General features: G+C 77.4%; 10 protein-coding genes. 2 read left to right on the forward strand and 8 right to left on the reverse strand.

Going from position 1 to position 17,971, the window contains the following annotated elements; genetic code table 11:
* Positions 1 to 57 precede the first annotated feature (57 nt).
* The 6 genes from ACYVGT_RS12400 to ACYVGT_RS12425 are packed head-to-tail and all read right to left on the reverse strand — an operon-like array spanning position 58 to position 6,762.
* A complete protein-coding gene (locus ACYVGT_RS12400; protein ID WP_460857373.1) occupies positions 58 to 1,341 on the reverse strand; it encodes a class I SAM-dependent methyltransferase in 1,284 nt (427 codons plus the stop codon).
* Positions 1,338 to 2,609: a class I SAM-dependent methyltransferase gene (locus tag ACYVGT_RS12405; protein ID WP_460857375.1), complete on the reverse strand. Its 1,272-nt coding sequence runs from the start codon at positions 2,607 to 2,609 to the stop codon at positions 1,338 to 1,340. The genes ACYVGT_RS12400 and ACYVGT_RS12405 overlap by 4 nt, the downstream gene beginning before the upstream one ends.
* A complete protein-coding gene (locus ACYVGT_RS12410; RefSeq protein ID WP_460857377.1) occupies positions 2,606 to 3,415 on the reverse strand; it encodes a DUF1365 domain-containing protein in 810 nt (269 codons plus the stop codon). Before ACYVGT_RS12410 ends, ACYVGT_RS12405 begins: the two co-directional genes overlap by 4 nt.
* Positions 3,409 to 4,719, reverse strand: coding sequence for an NAD(P)/FAD-dependent oxidoreductase (locus tag ACYVGT_RS12415; RefSeq protein WP_460857379.1), 1,311 nt, complete (start codon positions 4,717 to 4,719; stop codon positions 3,409 to 3,411). The genes ACYVGT_RS12410 and ACYVGT_RS12415 overlap by 7 nt, the downstream gene beginning before the upstream one ends.
* Positions 4,716 to 6,284 carry an SDR family oxidoreductase gene (locus ACYVGT_RS12420; protein WP_460857381.1) on the reverse strand — a complete coding sequence of 523 codons (1,569 nt, stop codon included), beginning with the start codon at positions 6,282 to 6,284 and terminating at the stop codon, positions 4,716 to 4,718. The genes ACYVGT_RS12415 and ACYVGT_RS12420 overlap by 4 nt, the downstream gene beginning before the upstream one ends.
* Position 6,285: 1 nt before the next feature.
* Entirely contained in the window at positions 6,286 to 6,762 is a 477-nt protein-coding gene (locus tag ACYVGT_RS12425; protein WP_460857384.1) for a DUF4383 domain-containing protein, read from the reverse strand.
* Positions 6,763 to 6,919: 157 nt separating this feature from the next.
* Between ACYVGT_RS12425 and ACYVGT_RS12430 the strand changes: the two genes are divergently transcribed.
* Together ACYVGT_RS12430 and ACYVGT_RS12435 are read left to right on the forward strand one after the other, a co-directional pair.
* Positions 6,920 to 7,906, forward strand: a complete 987-nt coding sequence (locus ACYVGT_RS12430; RefSeq protein WP_460857386.1) for a MerR family transcriptional regulator — start codon at positions 6,920 to 6,922, stop codon at positions 7,904 to 7,906.
* 126 nt (positions 7,907 to 8,032) lie between these two features.
* On the forward strand, positions 8,033 to 8,941 hold the full coding sequence (locus tag ACYVGT_RS12435) for an NAD-dependent protein deacetylase (RefSeq protein ID WP_460857388.1): 909 nt from the start codon (positions 8,033 to 8,035) through the stop codon (positions 8,939 to 8,941).
* Positions 8,942 to 9,199: 258 nt separating this feature from the next.
* Here ACYVGT_RS12435 and ACYVGT_RS12440 read toward each other — a convergent pair whose 3' ends face one another.
* Complete coding sequence (locus ACYVGT_RS12440; RefSeq protein WP_460857390.1) at positions 9,200 to 10,387, reverse strand: hypothetical protein; 1,188 nt, start codon at positions 10,385 to 10,387, stop codon at positions 9,200 to 9,202.
* A complete protein-coding gene (locus ACYVGT_RS12445; RefSeq protein ID WP_460857392.1) occupies positions 10,384 to 17,784 on the reverse strand; it encodes a beta-ketoacyl synthase N-terminal-like domain-containing protein in 7,401 nt (2,466 codons plus the stop codon). Before ACYVGT_RS12445 ends, ACYVGT_RS12440 begins: the two co-directional genes overlap by 4 nt.
* Positions 17,785 to 17,971: the final 187 nt, after the last annotated feature.

The following is a 17,971-nucleotide window of genomic DNA, read 5'->3' on the forward strand; positions in this document are numbered from 1 at the left end:
GTGCCGTGCCCGCCGGCGCAGCGCGCCCGCTCCCTGCAGTTCCCCTGCTCCGCGGCGCTACGCCTCCCCGGAGCGCTCCGCCACGATCTGGTCCACGCCCATCCGGCCCTGTTCGAAGGCGAGCGACCCGCCGGCGAGGTAGAGCCGCCAGATGCGCACGCCTTCGGCGCCGATCATCGCCTCGGCCTGCTCGCGTTCGGCCTCCAGGGTGCGCGCCCAGGCGCGGGCGGTGCGGACGTAGTGCTCGCGCAGCGACTCCACGCCGCGCACCTCCAGCCCGGCGTCCTCCAGCGCGCCGACGGTGGCGCCGACCGGCTGCATGTGCATGCCGGGGGCGATGTAGGACTCGATGAAGGGCCCGCCGCCCGGGTGCGCGCCGCGGCGGGACATCTGCTGGACGAGGACGCGCCCGCCGGGGGCGGTGAGCTGGGCCAGCCGGGCGGCGAAGGCCCGGTAGCGGCCGCGTCCGACGTGCTCGCCCATCTCCACGGTCGCCACGGCCGGGAACGGTCCGGCATCCGCCTCGGCCTCGGCCCAGTGCTGCTGGCGCACCTCGATCCGATCGGCCAGCCCGCACTCGGCGGCCCGCGCGCGGACGTAGGCGGCCTGCTCGGCGGAGAGCGTCACGGCGCGCACCTGCGCGCCGTACTCCCGGGCCGCGTGCACCGCCAGCGACCCCCACCCGCAGCCCAGGTCGAGCAGGCGCGGCGCGGCGGCGGTGTCCAGGCCGAGCTTGGTGCAGACCAGGTCGAGCTTGGCGCGCTGGGCTCCGGCAAGCTCCTGGTCCGGGTCGTCCGGATCCCAGTAGGCGCAGGAGTAGGCCATGCTCGGGTCCAGCAGCAGCCGGTAGAAGTCGGCGGTCACGTCGTAGTGGTGGGCGATGGCCGCCCGGTCGCGCTCCCGGCTGCGGGGTCCGCGCATCCGCGCCTCCCCCGGCGGCGGCTCCGGTGCCGGGCCGACCGCCCCGAGCAGCACCGCCGCGTAGGCGGCCCGGAGCAGCGCCGCCGGCGAGGGGCGCGGCCCGGAGGGGGCGGCGAAGACGCGGCGCAGCCCGTCCAGCAGGTCGCCCTCGACGTCCAGGTCCCCGGCCACGTAGGCGCGGGCGGCGCCCAGCTCGCCGGGGCGGGCGAGGATGCGGCGCAGCGCATCGGGGTGGCGCAGGACGGCGACGGGCGCGTCCGCCGGTCCGGCCTCGCTGCCGTCCCAGGCCCGGATGCGGACCGGGAGGCCGCCGCCGGACAGTCCGCTGAGCGCCGCGGAGAGGACCCCGGCCGCACCGCCGGCGGCGGGCCTGCCGCCGTCTCCGGCGGCCGGGCTCGGGGCGGTGGGGTGCGGGGTCATCGGCCCTCCTTGTGCAGCGTGATCTGCTCGACGTCGATCATTCCGGCGCGGAAGCCGGCTTCGCAGTAGGCCAGGTAGAAGCTCCACATCCGGCGGAAGACCGCGTCGAAGCCGAGCTCTGCGACCTCGTCCGCGGCCGCCTCGAAGGCGCGCCGCCACAGGTGCAGCGTCCGCGCGTAGTCGCCGCCGAACGCGGTCCGGTCGGCGACCGTGAAGGCGGTGCGCGCGCTGATCTCGCGCTGCAGCGCCTCGACCGAGGGGATGAGTCCGCCCGGGAAGATGTACTTGTGCATCCAGGTGTAGCCAGTGCGCGAGGCCCGCATGAGGGCGTCGTCCATGGTGATGGTCTGCAGCGCCACCCGCCCTCCGGGCACGGTCACCCGGTCCAGCACGGTGCAGAAGACCGGCCAGTACCGCTCGCCGACGGCCTCCACCATCTCCACGCTGACCACGGCGTCGAACCGCCCGCGCACCTCCCGGTAGTCGCGGAGCTGCACGTCGACGGAGCCGGAGACGCCTGCCGCGGCGGCCCTGCGCCGGGCGAGGTCGCGCTGCTCGGCGGAGAGGGTGACCGTGGTGACGTCGGCGCCGCGCTCAGCGGCCCGCACGGCCAGCGCCCCCCAACCGGTGCCGATCTCCAGCAGCCGGGTGCCGGGGCCGGCTCCGGCCTGGTCGAGGATGCGGTCGGTCTTGCGCACCTGGGCGCGGGCGAGGTCATCCGCGCTCTCCGCGGGCCCGCCCTCGAACAGCGCGCTGGAGTAGGTCAGCGTGGGGTCGAGGAAGAGGGCGAACAGCTCGTTGGAGAGGTCGTAGTGGTGGGCGATGTTGCGCCGCGCCCCGGCGGCGCTGACCGCGCCCCGGGACAGCCGCGGGAGCGCGGCGTGCCGCAGCGGCCGCAGGGGGGCGGGGATGAGGCCGTCGTAGTGCTCGGCGAAGACCGCAAGGAGTGCGACCGGGTCCGGCGAGTCCCATTCGCCCGCCATGTAGGACTCGCCGAACCCGATCAGTCCCGACGTGCCGAGGCGTGCCAGGAACGCACCGGGGGCGTTCAGCCGCAGCAGGGGTGTGTCGGGGCCGCCGCACCCGCGCAGCCGCCCGTCCGGGGCGGAAACCCGGATCGGCAGGCGGTGCAGCGCCCGCGCCACCAGGTGACGGGCGACTGCGCGGCGGAGGACCGCGGCCGGGACGCGGGCGACGTCCGGCCAGCGGTCGGGGTCGATGTCCGGGCCGTGCGAGGGCGCGGCACCGGGGCGGGACAGGTCGATCATCGGTCACCTTCTCGGCGGGGGCAGGGCTGCGGCGGCGCGGTCGGACTCCGCCGCCCGCCGCGGGGGCGCGGCACCAGTGGCAGGCCGCGGAGGTAGAGCCGGATGCCCTGCTCGCGGATGCGGGCCGCGCCGAGGAGCGGTGCGGCGGGCCGGGCGGCGGCCAGCCGCAGCAGCATCCGCGGGGTGGCCGGCAGGCGGGCGCCGCGGACGCCGGCGGTGAACGGCGGCTCCCCCGTGCGGTGCAGGGCCACCTGGAGGGCGAGGCGGCGGCCCGGCTCGGGCAGCGACATCCGGTAGTCGCCGTCGACGCCGTTGAACGGCGACACGTACAGCTCCTTGGCGGTCGTGCAGCGGCCGCGGCCGTCCGGGCGGAGCAGGTAGCGGTGCCGGTCGCCGTAGGTGTTGCAGACCTCGGCCACCACGCACGCCGGGGCACCGCCGGCGAAGCGGCACCAGTAGACGGTGAGGGGGTTGAAGACGTAGCCGAGCACCCGGGCGTGGGCCAGCATGGTGATCCGCCCGCCGCCGAGGTCGACGCCGTGCCCGGCGAGGAAGCGGTCCACCGGGGCGCGGAGCGGCTCGCCCGGCGCGCCGCCGTGGTCCTCGGCCCGGAACCGGGCCAGCGGCCGCACGGCGCGCGGGAGCCGCGGCGGCGCGTCGGTGTCGATCAGCCAGTAGTACGTGCGGTGGGCGAAGGAGTTGCGGACCGGCGCGGTGCGCGCGTGGCGGACCGTGGCCGCGTACAGCGCGGGCGGCCCCGCGGGCTCCGGTTCCGTCCGGGAGGCGCCGGCGCTGCCCGTCACCACTGCGCCCCCAGCTTCGCGGCGGCCTGCGCGCCGGAGCGGCAGCCGTCCTCGTGGAAGCCCCAGCCGTGGTAGGCGCCGGCGAAGACCAGCGGGCCGTCGTCGGCCTCGCGGAGGCGGCGCTGCGCAGCGAGGGAGGCGCGGGTGTAGACCGGATGGGCGTAGACCGCCGACGCCTCGGTCCGCTCGGCCGGGATCCGTCCGGGAGCGGCGTTGAGCGTGACGAAGTGCTGCCGGTCGCCGCCGAGCCGCTGGAGCCGGTTCATGTGGTAGCTGACCTGCACCGCGCCGTCCTCCGGTGCGCACGACGGCAGCCGGTGGTTCCAGGAGGCCCAGGCCCGGGTGTCGGCGGGCATGACTCCCGGGTCGGTGTGCACCGTCGCGGTGTTGCGCTGGTAGCGGATCGCGCCGAGGATCTCCTGCTGCTCGGGCGTCGGTGCGTCCAGTATCGCCAGCGCCTGGTCCGAGTGGGCGGCCACGACCGCCGCGGCGAACTCCTCAGTACCGGAAGCGGTGCGGATCGCGACTCCGCCGCCGGTGCGCGCCACGCCGGTGACCGGGGCCTGGGTCCGGACCTCGCTGAGCCGCGCGGCGGCGGCCGCCACGTAGGAGGCCGAGCCGCCCTCCACGGTGCGCCACCGGGGCGCGCCGAACAGCGCGAGCATGCCGTGCCGGCGCAGGAAGGTGAGCAGCGAGCGCACCGGGTAGCGCAGCGCAGTCCCGGGCGGGCAGGACCACACTGCCGACACCAGGGGCACGACGTAGTGGGCGGTGAAGTACGGGGAGAGCCCGGCCGCGCGGACGAAGCCGCCCAGGGTCGGCTCGGGGCCCCCGGGCGGCGGGGCGGAGTCCAGCAGCGCGCGGGCGGCGCGGTGGAAGGCCGGGATCTCGGTGAGCATCCGGGCGAAGGGCCGCCGCGCCGGTCCGCGCAGCCCCGGCAGCAGGCCGGCCGCTCCGCGGGCTCCGGCGTACTCCAGGCCGCACCCCGCGCAGTGCACCGACATGCTCATCTCCGAGGCGCGGGTGGCGGTGCCCAGTTCGGCGAAGAGGCGGAGCAGGTGCGGGTAGGTGCGCCGGTTGTGCACGATGAAGCCGCTGTCGACACTGACGGTGCCGCCGCTGCCGTCACTGCCGCCAGCGGGCAGCAGGTGGGTGTGCGCGTGGCCGCCGAGCCGCGAATCGGCTTCGAAGAGCGTCACCCGGCGGCCGCGGGCCTGCAGCACGTGTGCGGCGGTGAGGCCGGCCACGCCGGAGCCGACCACCGCGACGGGCGCGCCGGCGGTGGTGCCGTGCTCGGATCGGGTCATCGCTGTCCTGGTTCTCCTGCTCCGCTCGGGGGCCGGTGGCCCGGGCCGCTTCCTGTAGGTGATTCGGGCCCCGCGGCCCCGGGGATTGGTCCGCGTTCGGCCGCGGCGGCGATGTTGCGCGCCATGGCGCCGAAGACGATGCCGTGGAAGGGCGCGAGGCCCCACCAGTAGAGGCGCCCGGCCAGCCCGCGCGGCTGGAAGAGGGCGCGCTGGTGCAGGACGGTGCGCCCGCGCTCGTCGGTGCCGGCGGACAGTTCGAGGACGGCTCGGCCGGGCAGCCGCATTTCGGCGCGCAGCCGCAGCAGCCGCCCGGGGCGGATCTCCTCCACCCGCCAGAAGTCGACGGTGTCGCCGATCCGCAGGCGGGCCGGGTCGCGCCGGCCGCGGCGCAGTCCGGCGCCGCCCAGCGCGCGGTCGGCCGCCCCGCGCAGGAACCAGGCGAGCGGCCACGAGTACCAGCCGCTCTCGCCGCCGATCCCCTCGATCACCCGCCACAGCGCAGCCGGGCCGGCGGCCGTGGCGGCGGTGCGCTCGTCCCGGCACAGGGCGCCGCCGGTCCAGTCCGGGTCGCTGGGCAGCGCGGCGGACGGATCCGCGGGCCAGGACGCGGAGGACCACCGGGTGGCGACGTCGGCCTCGGCGACGCGGCGCAGCGCCAGCCGCAGGGCCTCGTCGACACCGGTCCGCCCGCTGTCGCCGAGCAGCGCGGACAGGTCGTCCTCCCGGCAGACCACCTCGTTGCGCAGGGAGTCGACCAGCGGCCGCGCCAGCGCGCCGGGGACGGGGGTGACGAGGCCCACCCAGAGCCCGGGCAGCCGCGGGGTGAGCAGCGGCACCGGCACGATCAGGCGGCGCCGCACGCCGGCGGCGCGGGCGTAGCGGTGGATCAGGTCGGCGTAGGTGAGCACCTCGGGACCGCCGACGTCGAACGCCCGGTCGAAGGCGCCCGCCGGAGCATCGGGCGCGGCCGCCGCGGGGTCCGCGCACTCGGTGAGCAGCCGGAGGACGTCGCGCACCGCGATCGGCTGCACCCGGGTGCGCACCCAGCGCGGCGCCACCATGACCGGCAGGCGCTCGGTGAGGTGGCGGAGCATCTCGAAGGAGGCCGAGCCCGAGCCGAGGACGACCGCAGCCTGCAGCACCGTCGCCGGGACGGGCCCGTCGAGGAAGGCCTTGCCGACTTCGCGCCGCGAGGCGAGGTGGCCGGAGAGGCGGGCGGCGCCGCTGGGCGCCATACCGCCGAGGTAGACGATGCGGCCGACGCCCTCCGCCGCGGCCGCGGCGGCGAAGCCCTGCGCGGCGCGCGCATCCCGCTCGGCGAAGTCCGGGCCCGAGCCCAGTGCGTGCACCAGGTAGTAGGCGGTGTCGACGCCCTGCAGGGCGGGGCGGAGGCTGCCCGGGTCGGCGGCATCGCCGCGCACCGCTTCCACCCGCTCTCGCCACGGGTGGTCGCGGAGCCGCTCGGGTGCACGGGCCATGCAGCGCACCTCGTGGCCGGCGGCAAGAAGCCCGGGCACGAGGCGCCCGCCGATGTAGCCGGTTCCGCCGGTGACCAGGACGCGCACGTCAGCGCCCTGCCGCGGCGCGGCGGATCCGGTGCCGGCGGAACGGGTTGTCCTCCGGCAGCCCGCCGGCGAACCGGCCGTAGGCTCCGGTGAACAGCAGTGCGAGCCCCGCGGCCAGCGCGAAGAACACGTTGGGCATCGCCATCGCCAGCGGATTGAACTCCGTGGTGAACAGGACGAGGTGCCCGAGACCGGCCAGCACGAAGCCGGCGCCGACCGCGAGTTCGACCGTGGAGGCGAACGGGCCGCCCAGCACGGCGGCGCCGAGCAGGAGCGCGCCGAACGCGACGGCGGTGAAGCCCAGTGCGGCGTCGGTGGAGATGCCGGGCAGCAGCAGGCCCCGGGTGGCGAACGGGGCGAGCAGCCCGGCGATGCCGAGCACTCCGAGCGCGATCAGCGCCGTGCCGGCGATCCCCGCGCCGGCCCGGTAGACGTTGTCGAGCGTGCGGTCAGCGGTGCGTGTGCGTTCGAACTTCACGGTGCCCCCCCCGATTCGAACGGTTCTTCTCTCCTGCCCCAAACGGTGCTCCGCACCGCCCGTGCAGGACAACTCGCATCGCTTGTGCATCGCTTTGCCTGGCGCACGGAAGACTGGGTGGAGCGGTACGGCGGGCACCCGGCGGAGGGAGAGCGGCATGGCCGAGGGACGCAGCCCGGATGCGGCCGGAGGCGCGGCAGGCAGCGGTGGACAGGCCCGCGCCGCCGCCCCGCTCACCCCGGGGGCGGCGGCGCGGGCCCTGGGCGTCGCCCCGGCGACGCTGCGCAGCTGGGACCGGCGCTACGGCATCGGCCCGCAGGGGCGCTCCGGCGGCGGCCACCGCCGCTACACGGCCGCCGACATGCAGCGGCTGGTGCTGATGTGCCGTCTTGTCGGCGAGGGGACCGCCCCGGCCGACGCGGCACGGCTCGCCGGCGCGGAGCCGGCGAGCGCCCCGGCCCCGCCGGACGTGCCGCGCCCGGCGGGGCCGGGCGGCGCAGTGCTGCCGTCGGGCCGCGATGCCGACCCTGCGCTGCAGGGGCTCGCCCGGGCGGCCATGCGGCTGGACGCCGAGCAGATGGACGCGCTGCTGGAGCGCGCCCTGCGGGAGCGGGGGGTGGTGGCGGCGTGGGAGGAGATCATGCGTCCGCTGCTGTACGGCATGGGCGCGAAGTGGAGCGCCGCGCGCAGCCACGTCGAGGTGGAGCACCTGCTCTCCTGGTCGGTGTCGAGCGCGCTGCGCCGGGTGGGGCGCGCAGCAGGCCGTCCGCTGCGGGGTACGCTCCTCGCCTGCTCGCCCAACGAGCAGCACACGCTGCCGCTGGAGGCGCTGGCGGCCGCCCTCGCCGAGCAGGGCCGGCCGTTCCGGATGCTCGGCGCCTCGGCCCCGGCGGATGCGGTGGCGGCCGCGGTCCAGCGCACCGCGCCCGCCGCGGTCGTGCTGTGGAGCCAGACCGCCGCCACCGCCGACACGGCCGCGCTGGGATCGGTCCGGGCCTGCGCCGCCCGGCTGCGCCAGACGACCGCGGTGCACACCGCCGGCCCCGGCTGGTCCAGGAGCGGCCCCCGCGGGCCGCTGCTCTCGCTCCCGGCCGCCCTGCACGCCCTGGCTCCGGCCGGAAGGGCCGCCCTCGCCCGCCCGTGACCAGACCGCCCCCGCCCCGCCGCGCCCGGCCCGGCCGGCGGCGCAGCCGGCGGATGTGACCTGTCCGCGGGCCGGGGTGACCGGACTGACGTGCCCGCGGCGGGGCAGGGCGCATAGGCTCGGGGCGTGACCGAGACCGAGACGACCTACGGCACGGCAGACGGCGCCCCGCGCGGGCAGGCCGCAGTTCAGCCCGCCCGGCACCCCGCCGATGCTGCGGCGGAGCTCGCCGCGGTGCTCGGGGACGGACCGGTCGCGGTGATCACCGGCGCCGGGCTGTCGACCGAATCGGGCATCCCCGACTACCGCGGCCCGGACTCACCGCCGCGCACCCCGATGACCTACCAGCAGTTCACCGGCGACCCCGCGTTCCGCCGCCACTACTGGGCGCGCAACCACGTCGGCTGGCACCACATGGACGCCACCCGCCCCAACGGCGGCCACCGCGCCCTCGCCGCGCTGGAGGCGCGCGGCACCGTCTCCGGCGTCATCACCCAGAACGTGGACACGCTGCACGAGGCCGCCGGCAGCAGCAACGTCATCGACCTGCACGGCCGGTACGACCGCGTGGTCTGCCTGTCCTGCCGGCGCACGGTCAGCCGTGCGGAGCTGGCCGACCGGCTGGACGCGCTCAACCCCGGCTTCGGCCTCGACGACGTCGGCGACATCGAGATCGCGCCGGACGCCGACGCGGTGCTCTCCTCGACCGAGGGCTTCCAGGTCGCCGACTGCTCCTACTGCGGCGGCATGCTCAAGCCGGACATCGTCTACTTCGGCGAGAACGTGCCGAAGGAGCGGGTCGCCGAGGGGTACCGGATGGTGGACGCGGCCGCCGCGGTCCTGGTGGCCGGGTCGTCCCTCTCGGTGCTCTCCGGCCGCCGGTTCGTGAAGCGCGCCGCCGACGCGGGCATCCCGGTCGCCATCCTCAACCGCGGTGCGACCCGCGGCGACGCGCTGGCGGCGCTGACCGTCGACGCCGGCTGCTCCCCCGTCCTCGCCGCTCTGGCCGAGCGCTACGGCGCAGCCGCTGACTGACCCGCGCACCGTGCCGGCCCGCTGGATACCCGGGGCGGCGGCCGCCCCTGCGCGCCGCGCCGCCGGGTCCGGGCACCGCTCCGCTGACGCGTTCGGCCGCTGCCGCGCGCGGCAGCGGCCGAACGTCCGGGCAGGGGCGGGGAAGGGCCCCTGCCCGACCGGGGCCGCGCCTGTACCGCGCTGCTGCAGGAGGACCGGAGCCCGTCAGGGCGCAGTCACAGGCCGCCGGCGCAGACGGGGACACCCGTCAGAGCGCGCTCACAGGTCGTTGATGCGGTAGACGGGGAAATACGAGTCGACCTTCCCGTCCTCGAAGTCGTCGGCGAGGCGGGGGAGCTCGTCGAAGGACCATTCGGGGCCGGGTTCGGGGATCCAGCCGGTGGCCTCCATGCGGTCGCGGATGGCGGCGGAGTCCTGGAACCGCCAGACGTGGGTGTGCACGTGGAGATGGCGGTTGATGCACTCGCTGGCGCGCAGGCTGGTGGTGCGCATGCCGTGCTTCCAGCCGACGGTGGCGAGCACGCCCTGCCGCGCGAGCGACTTCACCGTCGCCTTGTACAGCGGCGCGCCGATGTTGTCGACGAACACGGCGACCCCCTCACCGCCGCTGAGGCCGTGCACGACCTCGAGGAACTGCTTCTCCGAGGCGCGGTAGCGGGCGCGCACGCCGGCGTCGTCGGAGCCGGGCTCTCCGGGCGGGGGCGGCGGTGCGGACAGGTGCGGGAAGGAGCGCCGGTCGACCGGCGTGATGCCGTGCTTGCCGAGTACGGCGAGCCGCTCGTCGCTGCCGGCCGTCATCGCGGTACGGAACCCCTCCTCGCGCGCGAGCTCCATCTCGGCGAAGGCGACGCCGCCGCCCCAGCCGAAGACGAGGTGCTCGGCCGGATCGGCGTCCTCCATCTGGGTGCGCCAGCACCGGTAGGCGACGCGCCAGTTGTCCCACGCGGTGAAGTAGCGGGCGTAGGGCACCCAGCGGCGCAGGTCGAAGCGGGTATCGGGGACCGGCAGCAGCAGCGCGGAGTCGATCTTGGTGCGCTTGGCCATCAGACCGTAGGTGCCGGGCGCGTCGTAGGCGTAGACGAGGGTGGCGTAGCCGGCCCGGTCGCGGCGGGCGAACGGCAGCACGAAGCACAGGTCGCCCTCAGTGAGCCGCCCCGCCGCGGCCGGGCCCGGACGCAGCACCCGCACGATGCCGAGGTTGCCGAGGATGGCGGACTCTTCGCCGCGCTGCGCGCACACGTCGATGGGGCTGCGGGAGAGCGCATGGCCGATGTTGGCTTCCCAGGCCCCGTAGACCGGTTCGACCAGGGCCTCGTGCTCCTCCGGGTCGGGGATGGAGACGGTGCGCCGCTGCAGCGCCTCCCCCGGGCGCAGCAGCGGGCCTCCTCCCCCTGCACTGCCGGCGGCGCCGCCGGCGTCGATGACCCAGGCGTCGGTGGTGATCATGCGCGCTCCCGTTCTTCGGTGCGTCCGTGGGCAGGGGAAGCCCCGGCGGGGCTGGTGGCGCCGGAGGTGCGGTGCTCCCGGCGGGCGAGGTGTCCGTGCACTGCTGCGGCCGCCTCGTCGGCATGGTCTTCGAGCATGCTGAGGTGGTCGCCGGAGACGTCGGCGGTGTCGTGCGGCAGCGGCCAGTGCAGCGGCGCGTCCCCGCCGGCGACGGGCACGCCGGTCCGGTCGAGGAAGGCCGAGCGGGGGCGCAGCTGCAGGATCGGCGCCGCGACCGGTTCGACCTCGCGCCCCCAGAACAGGTCCATGTAGCCGCCGGCCGCGGTGGCGCGCGCTGCGTCAGCGAGGCCCAGGTCGCCGGCGCGGGCCTCCAGGCCGGCCTCCATCAGCCGGAACCCGGCGGTCTCGGCGGTGCCGGGGGTGTCCAGGAGGACGAGCGCGGTGGGCGGCGTGCCGAGCTGCTGCAGGCGGAGCGCGACGGCGTGCGCGACCCAGCCGCCGGACGAGCGGCCGAGGAGGGCGAACGGTGCTCCGCCGGCCTCCCGCAGGACCGTTCGGGCGTGCAGGTCGGCCAGGGCGCCGACGTCGGCGGGGAGCCGCTCGCCGGCCGCGAATCCGGGGTTGGGAAGGGCGGTGGAGCCCCGCTCGCCGCGGAGTGCGGAGGCGAAGCGGGCGTATTCGTGGGCCCCGGAGATGACGACCAGCGAGGGGAAGCAGAACAGGCGGGCGGTGCCGGGCGCGGCGCCGGCCGGGTGGCTGGCGAGCACGACCGGCCGGGGCGCCGGTTCGGCGGCGGCGTCGGTGAAGGAGGGCCGCAGGGCCGCTGCGGCGCGCAGCAGCACTGTGCCCTCCTCGGCGCGGCCTTCGCGGCAGGCGCGCAGGAAGAGCGGCACGATCGCGCCGTCGTCGTCAGCGGCCGGCTGGTCCGCCGCGCCGTCCGGACTGCCTTCCCGTTCCGCGGCGGCGGCGGGCTCGGCGCCGCCGGCGCCCTCCTCCTCCGCGAGGTGCGCGGCGAGGAGCTCCGGGGTGGGGTGGGCGAAGACGAGGCCGGCGGGCAGCCGGCGGCCGAGGTCGGCGCCGAGCCGGTTGCGGAGCTCGACCGCGGTCAGCGAGTCGAAGCCGAGCTCCAGGAAGGACGCGTCCGGCGCGATCGACTCCGGGCCGGTGTGGCCGAGGACCTCCGCCGCGCGCACCCGGACCAGGCCGAGGGCGTCGCCGGAGCCGGGAGGCGCCGCGGGTTCGGCGGCGGCCCCCTCCGCTGCTCCCCCGGCGGCGCCGGCCGGGGCGGCCGGCGGCAGGAGCGAGCGCAGCACCGGCGGGACGACGGCGGAGGTGGAGCGCAGCGCCGCGGAGTCGAGGCGCATCGGCACGAAGTGCGGCCGGTCGTCGTCGAGCGCCGCGTCGAGCAGCGCCATCCCCAGCCCGGTCGGCATCTCGCGCAGGCCGATCCGGGCGAACCGGTGCAGGTCGGTTCCTGCGATCTCGGGCGCGGAGTCGCCGCGCTCGGCCCACACCCCCCAGGACAGCGAGGTCGCGGGCAGCCCGCGCGCCGCCCGGTACTGGGCGAGCGCGTCGAGGTAGGCGTTGGCGGCGGCGTAGGTGGACTGGCCGGCGGTGCCGAGGACCCCGGCGGCCGAGGAGAACAGCACGAACGCGGCGAGGCCGGTGCCGCGGGTCTTCTCGTGCAGCAGCCACGCCGAGTCGGCCTTGGCGCGCAGCACGGCGTCGGCGCGCTCGGCGGTCTGCCCGGTGGCGACGCCGTCGTCGACCACCACGGCGGAGTGGATGACCGCGGTGAGCGGCCGGTCGGCGGGTACGGCGGCGAGCGCCCGGTCCAGGTCGGCGGGGGCTGCGGCGTCGCCGGTGACGACCGCGACCGCGGCCCCGGCCCCGGCCATGTCGGCGCGCAGCTGCGCCACGCCCTCCCCCTCGGCTCCGCGCCGGCTGAGCAGCACGAAGCTGCGGATGCCGTAGCGGTCGGCCAGGTGGCGCACGACGACCTTGCCGAGCGCACCGGTTCCGCCGGTGATGAGGACCGTTCCGCCGGGGTCGAGCGGGCGCTGGACGGTGAGGGCGGTCTTTCCGGTGCTGCGGCCCAGCTGCATGCGGCGCATGCCGGCGGAGGTGCTGCCGATCGGCAGGCAGGACAGCGGGAGCCGGGGCAGCACGCTCTTGTCGAAGAGCGCGCCCAGGTCGGCGAGCATCTCGGCGATCCGCTCCGGTCCGGCGTTGGGGAGCGCCAGCGGCAGGTACGCCGTGCCCGGGTGCTCCGCCTCGACGGCGGCCGGGTCGCGCAGGTCGTTGCGGCCGATCTCGACGAACCGGCCGCCGCCGCGGAGCAGCCGCAGGCCGGCGTCGGCGAGCGGTCCGGTGAGCGAGTTGAGGACGACGTCCACGCCGCCGCTCCCGGCAGCGCCGGTTTCGGCCGCAGTGGTGCGGCCCAGCCGCTCTTCGAACTCCGCCGAGCGGGAGTCGCCGATGCGCTCGGCGGGGATGCCGAGGCGCCGCAGCAGCGCCCGCTTGGGCGCGCTCGCGGTGGCGTACACCTCGGCGCCGAGGTGCCGGCCCAGGTGCACGGCTGCGAGGCCGACGCCGCCGGCCGCCGCGTGCACCAGCAGCCGCTCGCCGCCCTGCAGCCGGGCGGTGTCCACCAGCGCGTAGTAGGCGGTGAGGTAGACGCCGGTGGCGGCGGACGCCTCGGCGAGGGTCCAGCCGTCCGGGACGCGCGCGAGCATCCGCTGGTCGGCCACGCCGACCGGGCCGAGCGCGCCGGCGACCAGCCCCATGACCCGGTCGCCCGGGGCCAGCCCGGACACGCCGGGGCCGGTTGCGGCGACGGTGCCGGCGGCCTCGTAGCCGATGGTTCCGGGCTCGGGGTAGGCGCCCAGCGTGAGCAGGACGTCGCGGAAGTTGAGGCCGGCCGAGTGGACGTCGATCCGGACTTCACCGGCGCCGAGCGGCCGCTCGGCATCGGGGTGCGGGCGGCAGGCGAGGCCGTCGATGCGCCCGCTGCCGTCGGCTTCCAGGCGCCAGCCGCGGTCGGCGGCCGGACCGGCGGCGCCGGGCGCGGCGGTGCCGAGGCGCGGGACGAGCAGCGCTCCGTCGCGCAGGGCCAGCTGCGGCTCGTCGGCGGCGACCGCGTGCCGCAGCGCGGCCTGCACCGCAGCGGCCTCCTCCGCGGGGCGCTCGGGTGCGGCGTCGCCGGGTTCGAGGTCGAGGAGGACGAACCGGCCGGGGTTCTCGGTCTGGACCGACCGGAGCATGCCCCACGCGGCGGCGCCGGAGAGGTCCTCGACGCCTTCACCGGGGCGGGTGGCGGCAGCGCCGCGGGTGACGACGGCGAGCCGCGCCTCGCCGGTGGGCTCCTCGGCCAGCCACTGCTGGACCAGCTCCAGGGTTGCGGCGGTCGCGGCGCGGGCTGCGGCCGGGTCGGGGCCCGCGCCGGAGCCGGGCGCGGGCGCGACGGCGAGGTCCGGCGCTGGTGCGCCGGCGGCGAACGCGGCGAACGGCGCGGTCAGGTCGCGGTGGCGGGTGCCGGCGGTGGGCGGTGCGCCGTCGAGGACCGCCCAGCCGGTCGACTGCGGTGCGGGTGCCTGCGGTACGGGCGGAGCGCCGCCGCCGGCCGCGCCGGCGGGCTCCGGCGGCACCCAGGTGAGCGCGTAGAGCGAGCGCGCTGCGCCCGCGGCGCCGGGGCGCGCCTCGCGCACGGTGAACGCGTCGACGTCCAGGAGGGGCGCCCCGTCCGCGCCGGCCAGCGTGATGCGGTGGATACCGCCGCCGAGCCCGGTCACCCGCACCCGGACCCGGTCGCCGGCGGCGGAGTGCAGCCGGACCCCCTCCCAGGAGAACGGCATGAGCAGGGTGTCGGACTCCCGGCCCTCGCCGATGAGGAGTGTGTGCAGGGCGGCGTCGAGCAGCGCGGGGTGCGCGGCCGCGCCCGGGTTGACCGCGGCGCCGGCGGGCAGGGCCACCTCGGCGTAGGTGTCCTCGCCGTCCCGCCACAGCGCGCGCAGGCCCTGGAACGCGGGGCCGTAGTCGTGGCCGCGGTCGGCGAGGCGCTCGTAGGCGCCCTCCAGCGGGACCGGTTCGGCCTGCTGCGGCGGCCACTGCGCGGGCAGCGGCGGGTGGTCGGGTTCTGCCGAGCGCGGGCGGAGGGCGCCCTCGGCGTGCAGGGTCCATGCACCGCCGCCGGTGCGGGCGTGGATGCGGACCGGCCGGGTGCCGTCCGCGGCCGCGGCGCCGACGTCGGCCTGGATCTCCGTCGCACCGCCGTCCTCGCCGGCGCCGCCGGAACCGTCGCCGCCGGGCACCGCGAGCGGCGCGAGCAGCTGCAGGTCGGCCAGTTCCGGGCAGCCGGCCCGCGCGCCGGCGTGCAGGGCGAGGTCGAGGAGCGCCGTGCCGGGCACCAGGATCTCGCCGGCCGCGCGGTGGTCGGCGAGCCACGGCGCGCTGCGCAGCGAGAACTGCCCGGACAGCAGCGGGCCCTGGCCGTCGGGGCGGCCGAGCTCGGTCTGCACCAGGGCGTGCCCGCCGCTGCGGGGGGTACGCACCGGGCCGCGGTCGGCCCAGTACCGCTGGGTCTGGAAGGCGTAGGTGGGCGGCGCGTACCCGTCGGGCAGCGGCCCGGGGGCGCCCACGAGCGCGGCGGCGTCGAACGCCGCGCCGGAGGCGGCGGCCTCGGCGACGGCGGCGGTGAACCGCTCCGGCCCGCCGTCGCCGCGCCGCAGGGTGGCGACGGCCGCAGACTCGGCGCCGTCGTGCGCCGCTGACGGCGCAGACTCCGCGGCGGCCTCGGCGGCGACCGCGGTGATCGGGCCGGTGGCCACCGGGTGCGGGCTGACCTCGCAGAAGACGCTCCTGCGGGCGGCCAGGGTACGCAGCACCGGCGCGAACCGCACCGGCTCGCGCAGGTTGCGGTACCAGTAGCCGGTGTCGAGCTCGGCGCCGTCGGCGCGCTCGGCGGTGACGGTGGAGTACAGCGGGATGTCGGCGGTGCGCGGCGCGACTCCGGCGGCACGCTCCAGGAACGCCGTGCGCACCTCCTCGATGGCCGGGCCGTGGCCGGGGTAGGAGGCGGCGAGGCGGCGGACGGGCCGGCCGTCGGCGGCGCACCGCTCGGCCAGCCGCTCCAGGCCGGCGTCGTCGCCGACCACGATGCAGGAGTCGGCGCTGTTGTGGGCGGCGATCGAGAGTCCGAGCCCCTCGGCTGCGAAGATCTGCTGCAGCTGCTCGGGGCCCGCGGCGACTGCGGCGGCACCGCCGCGGCCGACGAGGGGTTCGACCACCTGGGAGCGGACGGCGATGAGGCGCGCGGCGTCGTCGAGGCTCAGCGCGCCGGCGGCGCAGGCGGCGGCGATCTCGCCCTGGGAGTGGCCGACGACCGCGTCCGGCTGCACCCCGCACGCCCGCCACAGCTCCTCGAGTGCGAGGGCCATGCCGAACAGCGCGGGCTGGACGACGGCGGCGCTGTCGAGCTCCGGGGCTCCGGGGGCGCCGCGCAGGACGTCGATGAGCGACCAGCCGGTGTGCGGGTCCAGCGCCGCGGCGACCTCTTCGGCGCGGGCGGCGAAGACGGGGGACCGCTCCAGCAGGGCGGCGCCCATCCCCGGCCATTGCGCGCCCTGGCCGGGGAAGACGAATACGGTGCCGGCGGGTGCGCCGTCGCGCGCGGGCGCGGTGCGTACCGGCGGTTCCGCCTCGCGCCCCGCGGCGAGCGCGGCGAGTCCGGCGTCGAGTCCGGCGCGGTCGGGGGCGGTGACGGCGCCGCGGTAGGGCAGCCGGCCGCGCGGAGCGGCGAGCCCGATGGCGGTGGCCGCTGCGGCCGCGGGGCTGGCGGCGTGCCGGCCGAGGCGCGCGCGCAGGGCGGCGGCCTGGGCGGCGACGTCGCTGCGGGTGCGTCCGGCGACGATCCAGGGCACCGGTACCGGTGCGGTGAAGGGGCGCAGCAGGGCGGGGGCGGTGGAGTCTCCGGATCCGCCGGCTTCGGCGGGTTCGGCGGGTTCCGCGGGAGCTCCAGCGGCGGGGGTGCCCCCGGCGGGTGCCTCCTCGACGATGAGGTGGGCGTTGGTGCCGCTGAACCCGAAGGAGGAGATGCCGGCGCGGCGGGGCCGCTCGGGGTCGGCGGGCCAGGGCCGGGCGGTGTCGAGGAGGCCCAGGACTCCGCTGTCCCAGTCGATGTGCGGGCTGGGGCGGCTGATGTGCAGGCTGGCGGGCAGGGTGCCGCCGCGCAGGGCGAGCACCATCTTCATCAGGCCGGCGACGCCGGCGGCGGACTGGGTGTGGCCGATGTTCGACTTGATCGAGCCCAGCCAGAGCGGGCGGTCGCGGCCGGCGTGCACGGCGTTCAGCGCGCCCGCCTCGATCGGGTCGCCGAGCTTGGTGCCGGTGCCGTGCGCCTCGACGGCGTCGATGTCGGCCGGCTCCAGCCCCGCATCGGCCAGTGCGGCCCGCACCACCGCCTGCTGCGCCGGGCCGCTCGGAGCCGTCAACCCGTTCGACGCGCCGTCGTTGTTCACCGCCGAGCCCCGCAGCACCGCCAGCACCGGATGGCCGTTGGCCCGCGCATCCGACAACCGCTCCAACAGCACGGCGCCCGCGCCTTCGGCGAACCCGGCGCCGTCGGCCGAGGCGTCGAACGCCTTGGAGCGGCCGTCGGGGGCGACGGCCTGCTGCCGGGAGTACTCCACGAACAGGTGCGGGGTGGCCATCACGGTGGAGCCTCCGGCCAGCGCGAGCCCGCATTCGCCCCTGCGCAGGGCGTTCATCGCGAGGTGCAGCGCCACCAGGGAGGAGGAGCAGGCCGTGTCGACGGTGAGGGAGGGGCCTTCCAGGCCGAGGAGGTAGGAGATGCGGCCGGAGACGACGCTGGAGGAGGTACCGGTGAGCAGGTAGCCGCCGCCGTCTTCGGTGCGGTCGATCATGTCGGTGGCGTAGTCGCGGTTGCTGACGCCGGCGAAGACGCCGACGGGGCTGCCGCGCAGCCCCTCGGGGTCGAGGCCGGCGCGCTCCGCGGCCTCCCAGCAGATCTGCAGGAAGAGCCGCTGCTGCGGGTCCATCATGGCGGCTTCGCGCGGGCTGACACCGAAGAACGCCGGGTCGAACTCTGCGGCGCCGGCCACGAACCCGCCCCGGCGGACGTAGGTGCGCCCGGGGCGGCCGCGCTCGGGGTGGTAGAGCCCGTCGATGTCCCACCCGCGGTCGGTGGGCCAGCCGGAGGTGGCGTCGGTGCCGCCGGCGAGCAGCCCGGCCAGCTCCTCGGGGGTGTCGGCGCCGGGGAACCGGCAGGCCATGCCCACCACCGCGACCGGCTCCCGCGCGGCCTCCAGCCGTGCCCGCGCCCGCCGCAGGTCGGCGGTGACGCGCTTGAGGTACCCGAGCATCTTCGTGTCGTCCGCCATTACGGCCTTCCCTCCTCCTGCCCCGCACCGCGGGGCCCCAGCTCGTCCGTCACTCCCGCACCCGGGCCGGGCCCCGGCCCGGCCGGATCTCCCGCGGCCGGCGCCGGCCTGGCACGGACGGGCCGCCGGCACGCTCGGCTGCCACCCGCAGAGTGCGGAGCCCTCCCGCGCCGCGCCGGACCGCGCG

Source organism: Nocardiopsis coralliicola (assembly GCF_054779695.1).

Excerpts from the sequence above, each read along its gene's own strand:
- ACYVGT_RS12405 (WP_460857375.1), bottom strand. The coding sequence starts at position 2,609 with ATGATCGACCTGTCCCGCCCCGGTGCCGCGCCCTCGCACGGCCCGGAC.
- ACYVGT_RS12415 (WP_460857379.1), bottom strand. The coding sequence starts at position 4,719 with ATGACCCGATCCGAGCACGGCACCACCGCCGGCGCGCCCGTCGCGGTG.
- ACYVGT_RS12445 (WP_460857392.1), bottom strand. The coding sequence starts at position 17,784 with ATGGCGGACGACACGAAGATGCTCGGGTACCTCAAGCGCGTCACCGCC.
- ACYVGT_RS12400 (WP_460857373.1), bottom strand. The coding sequence starts at position 1,341 with ATGACCCCGCACCCCACCGCCCCGAGCCCGGCCGCCGGAGACGGCGGC.
- ACYVGT_RS12440 (WP_460857390.1), bottom strand. The coding sequence starts at position 10,387 with ATGATCACCACCGACGCCTGGGTCATCGACGCCGGCGGCGCCGCCGGC.
- ACYVGT_RS12430 (WP_460857386.1), top strand. The coding sequence starts at position 6,920 with ATGGCCGAGGGACGCAGCCCGGATGCGGCCGGAGGCGCGGCAGGCAGC.